At 60.7% G+C, this 7,121-nt stretch carries 9 protein-coding genes; 6 read left to right on the top strand and 3 right to left on the bottom strand.

The window, feature by feature from the left end; translation table 11 throughout:
- From AAC126_RS21000 to ectA, 3 genes are all read right to left on the bottom strand, one after another.
- Positions 1–112, bottom strand: a 112-nt coding sequence (locus tag AAC126_RS21000) for an ectoine synthase (protein WP_339857231.1), incomplete at its 3' end; no start/stop codon positions are given.
- 45 nt (positions 113–157) lie between these two features.
- On the bottom strand, positions 158–1,432 hold the full coding sequence (gene ectB, locus AAC126_RS21005) for a diaminobutyrate--2-oxoglutarate transaminase (protein WP_339857216.1): 1,275 nt from the start codon (positions 1,430–1,432) through the stop codon (positions 158–160).
- A 66-nt stretch (positions 1,433–1,498) separates the two neighbouring features.
- Entirely contained in the window at positions 1,499–1,999 is a 501-nt protein-coding gene (ectA, locus tag AAC126_RS21010) for a diaminobutyrate acetyltransferase (protein ID WP_339857218.1), read from the bottom strand.
- Positions 2,000–2,341: 342 nt separating this feature from the next.
- Here ectA and AAC126_RS21015 point away from each other — a divergent pair, with 342 nt between their 5' ends.
- The 6 genes from AAC126_RS21015 to AAC126_RS21040 form a co-directional block, all read left to right on the top strand.
- Complete coding sequence (locus tag AAC126_RS21015; protein ID WP_339857220.1) at positions 2,342–2,821, top strand: MarR family transcriptional regulator; 480 nt, start codon at positions 2,342–2,344, stop codon at positions 2,819–2,821.
- 295 nt (positions 2,822–3,116) lie between these two features.
- A complete protein-coding gene (gene phnD, locus AAC126_RS21020; RefSeq protein ID WP_339857222.1) occupies positions 3,117–4,076 on the top strand; it encodes a phosphate/phosphite/phosphonate ABC transporter substrate-binding protein in 960 nt (319 codons plus the stop codon).
- Positions 4,077–4,144: 68 nt separating this feature from the next.
- A complete protein-coding gene (gene phnC, locus AAC126_RS21025) occupies positions 4,145–5,002 on the top strand; it encodes a phosphonate ABC transporter ATP-binding protein (RefSeq protein WP_339857224.1) in 858 nt (285 codons plus the stop codon).
- The gene (gene phnE / locus AAC126_RS21030) at positions 4,999–5,811 is read left to right on the top strand and encodes a phosphonate ABC transporter, permease protein PhnE (protein WP_339857226.1); all 813 of its coding nucleotides are present in this window, start codon (positions 4,999–5,001) and stop codon (positions 5,809–5,811) included. The genes phnC and phnE (AAC126_RS21030) overlap by 4 nt, the downstream gene beginning before the upstream one ends.
- Positions 5,811–6,635 carry a phosphonate ABC transporter, permease protein PhnE gene (gene phnE / locus AAC126_RS21035; protein ID WP_339857228.1) on the top strand — a complete coding sequence of 275 codons (825 nt, stop codon included), beginning with the start codon at positions 5,811–5,813 and terminating at the stop codon, positions 6,633–6,635. The genes phnE (AAC126_RS21030) and phnE (AAC126_RS21035) overlap by 1 nt, the downstream gene beginning before the upstream one ends.
- Before the next feature lie 42 nt (positions 6,636–6,677).
- Positions 6,678–7,121: Na/Pi symporter (locus AAC126_RS21040; protein WP_339857229.1), on the top strand; the 444-nt coding region annotated here is incomplete at its 3' end.

Consider the following 7,121-nt stretch of genomic DNA (forward strand, 5'->3'; position numbering starts at 1 on the left):
GGAAGCTGAAGCCCATCTTGTCGTCCTTCAGCAGCATGCGCACGCTTTCCCAGCCCTCCGTCACAACATGGCGGTCGGTATCGCGGCACTCATCGTAGGAACGAACAATCATCTTTAACTCTCGTATCTTGAAGTGAATTGAAATGCGTTTTGGGCGTTAGGCTGCGGCCGAAAGCCGGGCCTTGACCACAGTCGCGGCAGCCTCTGCCATGATGTCGAGACCGCGCTCGAACAGGCCGACCTCGATGGTCAGCGGCGCCAGCACCTTGACCACTTCGCCATGGGCACCGGAGGTTTCGATGATCAGGCCGTTCTCGAAACATTCGCGGCAGATCTCCTCCGCCAGCTCGCCGGAGCCGACATCGACGCCGCGGAACATGCCGCGGCCCTTGACCTTGCCGCCGGTCTTGATGGCGATTTCCTTCAGCTTGCCTTCCAGCAATTCCGCTTTCGCCTCGACCTTCTGGGAGAAGCTGGCATCGGACCAGAACTTCTCCAGGGCGATGCGGGCGGTGACGAAGGCGTGGTTGTTGCCACGGAAGGTGCCGTTATGCTCTGCCGGCGACCAGATATCGAGTTCCGGACGCAGCAGCGTCATGGCAAAGGGCAGGCCCATGCCGGAAAGCGATTTCGCCATGGTCACGATGTCCGGCGCGATGCCCATCTTCTCGAAGGAGAAGAAGGTACCAGTCCGGCCGCAACCGGCCTGGATATCGTCGACGATGAGCAAAGCGCCCAGCTCGCGGGCCAGACGTTCGACGCCCTGCAGCCATTCGGCGCTGGAATCGTTCAGACCGCCCTCGCCCTGGACCGTTTCCAGAATGAAAGCCGCCGGCGCCTCGAAGCCGCTGGACGGATTGCGATACATTTCCTCAAGCACCTTGAGGGAGTCGATGTCCTTGCCGAGCGCGCCTTCATACGGCATGCGATCGACACCATCGAGCGGGCGGGATGCGCCCTTGCGGTGATAGCCGTTACCGGTACAGGCCAGCGCACCAAGCGTCACACCGTGGAAACCGTTGGTGAAAGCAACGATCCGGTCACGGCCGGTGACCTTGCGCGCAAGTTTCAGCGCCGCTTCCACGGCGTTGGCGCCGGTCGGGCCGGTGAATTGCAGACGGTAATCCATCTCGCGCGGCTGCAGGATGATCCGGTCGAACGCCTCCAGAAGAGCGCCCTTGGCTTCCGTGTGGAAGTCGAGACCGTGGGTGATGCCGTCGCTGGTGATGTAGTCGACCAGCGCCTGCTTCATGTCCTCGTCATTATGGCCGTAATTCAGCGACGAGCAGCCGGCCAGAAAGTCGATATAGGTCTTGCCGTCCGCACCGGTGATCTCCGCGCCGGAGGCGCTGGTGAAGCTGACAGGAAAGCTGCGGCAATAGCTGCGCACATTCGATTCGACATTCTCGTAAACGGAAAGATCGTTCGTCATTTTCGGCTCCTTGTGGCCTGATTTTTCTTGGATGGGCGAACGCCAACAAGCGTATGGCGGCGGCTGTCAGGCCGCGCTGGCGTAGCGTTCGCTCTCGATTGGCCCGATGCGGACCAGATGTTCCGTCGCGTGTTCACCATCGAAATGCTGATCGCGCCGGAAATGGGGGTTGTGGTTGAGATCGCCTTCGATCTCTCCGGCAATCGACCGGAAGAGAGCCCAGGACGCTTCGTTGTCCTTGGTAATGGTGCTCTCCATATGCGTCACGTCCTCGCAGGCGCCCCGCTTCAGCAGGTCGCGCAGCATGGCTTTCGCCAGCCCGCGTCCGCGTGCCTGGGGAGCGACGGCAACCTGCCAGACGAACAGGGTTCCGGGCTTGGCCGGGGGAAGATAGGCCGATACCCAGCCGATCACGTTCCCGTCCAACTCCGCAACCACGCAGGTCTCCGCGAAATGGGTGCACTGCAGGAGGTTGCAGTACATGGAATTATCGTCGAGCGCGTCCAGGTCACCGATCAGGTTCCACACAGACGCGCCGTCCGTCGATGTCGGACGACGAAAGGTCACACCATCTTTTCGGCCCGCCTTATGGCGCGATCCGTCTTTTGTTATCTCGATCTTCATAGCCACCCCTTTTGAGTAGGTGGCTGTTATTTAGTTAGCCTAACTAATTTTGTCAACGTTATTGCCATGTCGCAAACAAGACATTTATGTTTCCGAGGCGCCTTTAATCGCATTTTTTCTGAATTTCGATGCCCAACTCTCATGTCGGAATTAGGCATTATTATGTCTGTGAATCAAAATAAGCAGGCCCTTTAGGCAAAATAATTATTTAGCTCATAAAACTAAAACAATTTCTCGCTATCGCCCGCTCGGGTCATAGTCGGGCCGCGAGCTTTCGGAGACAAAATGGACCACCAGTCACAACACGCCCTCGTCGTGCTGCGCCGGATATTGCGGGCCACGGAAAACCGTGCCCGGGCACTGTCCCGTGAATCGGGCCTCACGGCATCCCAGCTCCTGCTGCTGCAGACCCTCGCCGACGAGGTCGAATGCACGGCGGGGACCATCGCTTCCCGGCTGGGGATCACCCAGGCGACGACCACATCCCTGGTCCACAAGCTGGAAGCCAAGGGACTGGTGGTGAAACAGCGCGGCAACACCGATCGCCGTCAGGTCTGGCTCAAACTCAGCGACAGCGGGCGCATCAGGCTGGCCGAAGCACCGGACGATCTTCAGGAACTGTTCCGGAAACGCTTCGACAAGCTGAAAGACTGGGAGCAGATGATGCTGGTGGCGGGCCTGGAGCGGGTCGCCACAATGCTCGACGCCGAGGAAATCGACGCGGCCCCCGTGCTTGATTTCGGAGAACTCGACCGCGAGGCCTGAGCAGCCGTCCCGGCGCCCGAAAGCGGCGCTGGACGCCTCAGAAGCCGGAAAATGACGCCCTCGATTCGCTATCGGGCCAGGTGCAAGCAAACCCTGAATGGTTACGGTCGAGCGAACGAAACCATCCGCGCGCCGTTCCGCAGCGCCGGAAATTTCTTGATAGCCATACGGTTCCGCTCGACAATTCGATTATTCTGACGAAAGGTTCGCTTTCGAATGAAAGTCTGTATCTTCAAATGAAAACGCACTTCAGGTAAATGAGGTGCCCAATCTGAACACAGGGAGGTTACCCGTTATGAACACACGCGGGATTATTCGTTTCGCCGCAGTCGCCGTCGGCGCCCTGACCATGGGCTGGTCCGGCGCATCCCATGCTCTCGACGCGCGGTTCCAGGACAAGAACGGCGATCTGGTCGCCGACACACCGACCGATCCGAGCCAGCAGATCGATCCGAGCACCCTTATCTTCGCCTATACGCCGGTCGAGGATCCCGCCGTCTATGCCAAGGTCTGGGATGGCTTCCTGCGCCATATGGAAGACGTGACGGGCAAGAAGGTCCAGTTCTTCCCGGTCCAGTCCAACGCCGCCCAGATCGAAGCCATGCGTGCCGGCCGCCTGCATATTGCGGGCTTCAACACCGGCTCCAACCCGCTGGCTGTGAACTGCGCCGGGTTCGTCTCCTTCGCCATCATGGCGTCGAAGGACGGGAACTTCGGCTACAACATGGAAATCATCACCTATCCGGGTAGCGGCATCGAGAAGGTCGAGGATATCAAGGGCAAGAAGATGGCCTTTACCTCCCAGACCTCGAACTCCGGCTTCAAGGCACCGTCCGCCATCCTGAAGGCCGATTACGACATGCTGCCGGACCGCGATTTCGAGCCGGTCTTCTCCGGCAAGCACGACAACTCCATCCTCGGCGTCGCCAACAAGGATTATCCGGCTGCCGCCATCGCCAACTCCGTCTGGCACCGCATGGTCGCCCGCGATGTGATCAAGCAGGATCAGGTTGTTTCCGTCTACAAGTCGCAGACCTTCCCGACCACCGGGTTCGGCTACGTCTACAACCTGAAGCCGGAACTGCAGGAAAAGATCAAGGAAGCCTTCTTCACCTTCAATTGGGAAGGGTCCGCTCTGAAAGAAGAGTTCGCCCGTTCCGGTGAAGAGCAGTTCATCCCGATCACCTACCAGGAATACTGGGAAGTGATCCGGAAGATCGACACTGCCAATGGCGTTTCCTACGCCTGCAAGTAATCCAGACACTTAAACCTGACAGGCGATCGCACAGAGCGATCGCCGAAACGAGTTGAGGAGCGCCTTGAATGTTGCGACTTGAAGGTCTGTCAAAAATCTATGGGACAGGCGATCGGGCGCTCACCGACGTTAGTCTTACAGTCGAACCCGGTCAGGTCATCGGCCTGATCGGGCCGTCGGGAGCCGGTAAATCCACTCTGATCCGGTGCATCAACCGGCTGGTCGAGCCTTCGGCCGGAAAGATTTCCCTGGGCGATATGGACATCACGCGGCTCAGCCGTGGCGGTCTGCGCCAGGCCCGGCGGCGGATCGGCATGATCTTCCAGGAATACGCCCTGGTCGAGCGGCTGACCGTTATGGAAAACGTTCTTTCCGGACGGCTCGGCTATGTCGGCTTCTGGCGCAGCTTCTTCCGCAAATACCCGCCGGAATCCGTCGAGAACGCATACCGCCTGCTCGACCGCGTCGGTCTGAGCGCGCATGTGAACAAGCGGGCGGATGCCCTGTCCGGTGGCCAGCGCCAGCGCGTCGGCATTGCCCGGGCACTTGAACAGGATCCGGACCTGCTGCTGATCGACGAGCCCACCGCTTCGCTCGATCCGAAAACCTCACGCCAGATCATGCGTCTTATCATCGAGATCTGCGACGAGCGCGGCCTTCCGGCCATCATCAACATTCACGACGTGGCCCTTGCCCAGCAATTCGTCCAGCGCATCATCGGCCTGCAGGGTGGCAAGGTCGTGTTCGACGGCAGCCCGGACGATCTGGACGCCGAAGTCCTGACCCGGATCTACGGCGAAGAGGACTGGTCCGCGACCATCCGCAAGGTCGACGAAGAGACCGACGATACGGATGAGGTACAGGAAAAAAGCGCCGAGGAACACGCAGCGGCAATCGACCGCGAACGCCTGGCGGGGCTGACATGACGACAGCCACCTCCCCCTCTTTTCCGACGACATGGACACGGCCGCCTTTCATCAAGCGTTCCTGGCTGCGCTGGTCGCTCTATCTCGGCGCACTGCTCTACATGGTCCTCGCCGTAAGCTCGGTCGAGGTCAACTGGGTGCGCGTCTGGGAAGGCCTCGATCGCGGCCTGCGCTTCATTCAGGGCTTCCTGCTGCCTGATTTCACCAGCCGCTGGGAAGATATCCTGATCGGCATGGAAGAAAGCCTGACCATGGCCGTCGCCTCGACCGTGGTCGGGGTCGCCATCTCGGTCCCGATCGGCATCGGCGCGGCGCGGAACATTGCTCCGTTACCTATTTATGCCGTCTGCCGGGCCATCATCGCCCTGTCCAGAAGCTTTCAGGAAATCATCATCGCCATTCTGTTCGTCGCGATGTTCGGCTTCGGGCCCTTTGCCGGGTTCCTGACCCTGTCCTTCGCCACGATCGGGTTCCTCGCCAAACTGCTGGCCGAGGATATCGAGGATATCGACGAGAGCCAGGCCGAGGCGGTCCGTGCGACAGGCGCCGGCTGGTGGCAGATCGTGACCTACGCGATCCAGCCGCAGGTCATGCCGCGCCTGATCGGGCTCAGCCTCTATCGTCTGGACATCAATTTCCGCGAGTCCGCCGTCATTGGCATCGTCGGGGCCGGCGGTGTCGGCGCCACGCTGAATACGGCGATGGATCGCTACGAATACGACTCCGCCGCTGCAATCCTGATCCTGATCATCCTGATCGTGATGGCGGCTGAATATTCATCAGGCTACGTCCGGAAATGGCTTCAGTAATGGCACAAACATCATCCGAACAGGTCACATCCGGGCCGGTCTGGCGCAAACGCACGACCAGGCAGGAACTCGCCCTGTGGCTAGGCTGGCTGGTATTGATCGCTTTCTTCATCTTCTGCTGGCAGGTGATGACGAAGACCACGATCTGGGCCTTCGTCTATGACGCTCCGCGCCAGGCGCTGGATATCGGCAGCCGCATGTTCCCACCACGCTGGGAATACCTCCCGAACCTGCTGGAGCCGCTCTGGGACACCATTGCGATTGCCACGCTCGGCACCCTGCTGGCGCTGTTCATGGCCGTCCCCGTTGCCTTCCTGGCGGCCCGCAACACCACGCCGAGCACCCGGTTCGTCCGGCCCGTCGCCCTGCTGATCATTGTCTCCAGCCGCTCGATCAATTCGCTGATCTGGGCATTGCTGCTGGTCGCGATCATCGGCCCCGGCGTGATGGCCGGGATCGTTGCCATCGCCTTCCGGTCCATCGGGTTCGTCTCGAAACTTCTGTATGAAGCCATCGAGGAAATCGACGCGGTCCAGGTCGAGGCGGTGTCCGCTACCGGAGCCAGCAAGGCACAGATCATGGATTACGCGGTTGTGCCGCAGATCCTGCCCGCCTTCGCCGGGATCACCGTATTCCGCTGGGACATCAATATCCGCGAGTCGACGGTTCTCGGTCTGGTCGGCGCCGGTGGCCTCGGCCTGCGCCTGCAGGAGAGCCTCAACGTGCTCGCCTGGCCGCAAGTCACCCTGATCTTCATCCTGATCCTGATCACCGTGCTGGTCAGCGAGTGGGTATCGGCGAAGGTGCGGCACGCGATTATCTAGTAACGGCATCCAACAGCGTCCAGCCAGGGCGCGGACAGGTCCATGGAACTACTGATCAACATTGCCGGCGGAGTCGCCCTGCTTCTGTGGGGCGTCCGCATGGTGCGTACAGGGGTGACACGGGCCTTCGGCTCCGGTATCCGCCGGGGTGTCGCCGCGGCCACGCGGAACCGCTTCAGCTCGTTCCTGACCGGCCTCGGCATCACCACCATCCTGCAAAGCAGCACGGCGACGGCCCTGATCGTGGGATCGTTCGGCGGCCGGAGGATGATCGCCGTTCCGGCCGGGCTGGCCCTCATGCTCGGCGCGGATGTCGGCAGCACCATCGTTGTTCAGGTTCTGGCCTTCGACGTCTCCTGGATGTCGCCGGTCTTCCTGTTCATCGGCGTCACCGCCTTCCTGTCGTCGGAGAATTCCCGGCGCCGGGCAATTGCCCGGTTCTTCATCGGCCTCGGCCTGATGCTGCTGGCCATCAAGATGGTCATG

The organism is uncultured Nisaea sp., assembly GCF_963974195.1.
Taxonomy (GTDB): Bacteria; Pseudomonadota; Alphaproteobacteria; order Thalassobaculales; family Thalassobaculaceae; genus Nisaea.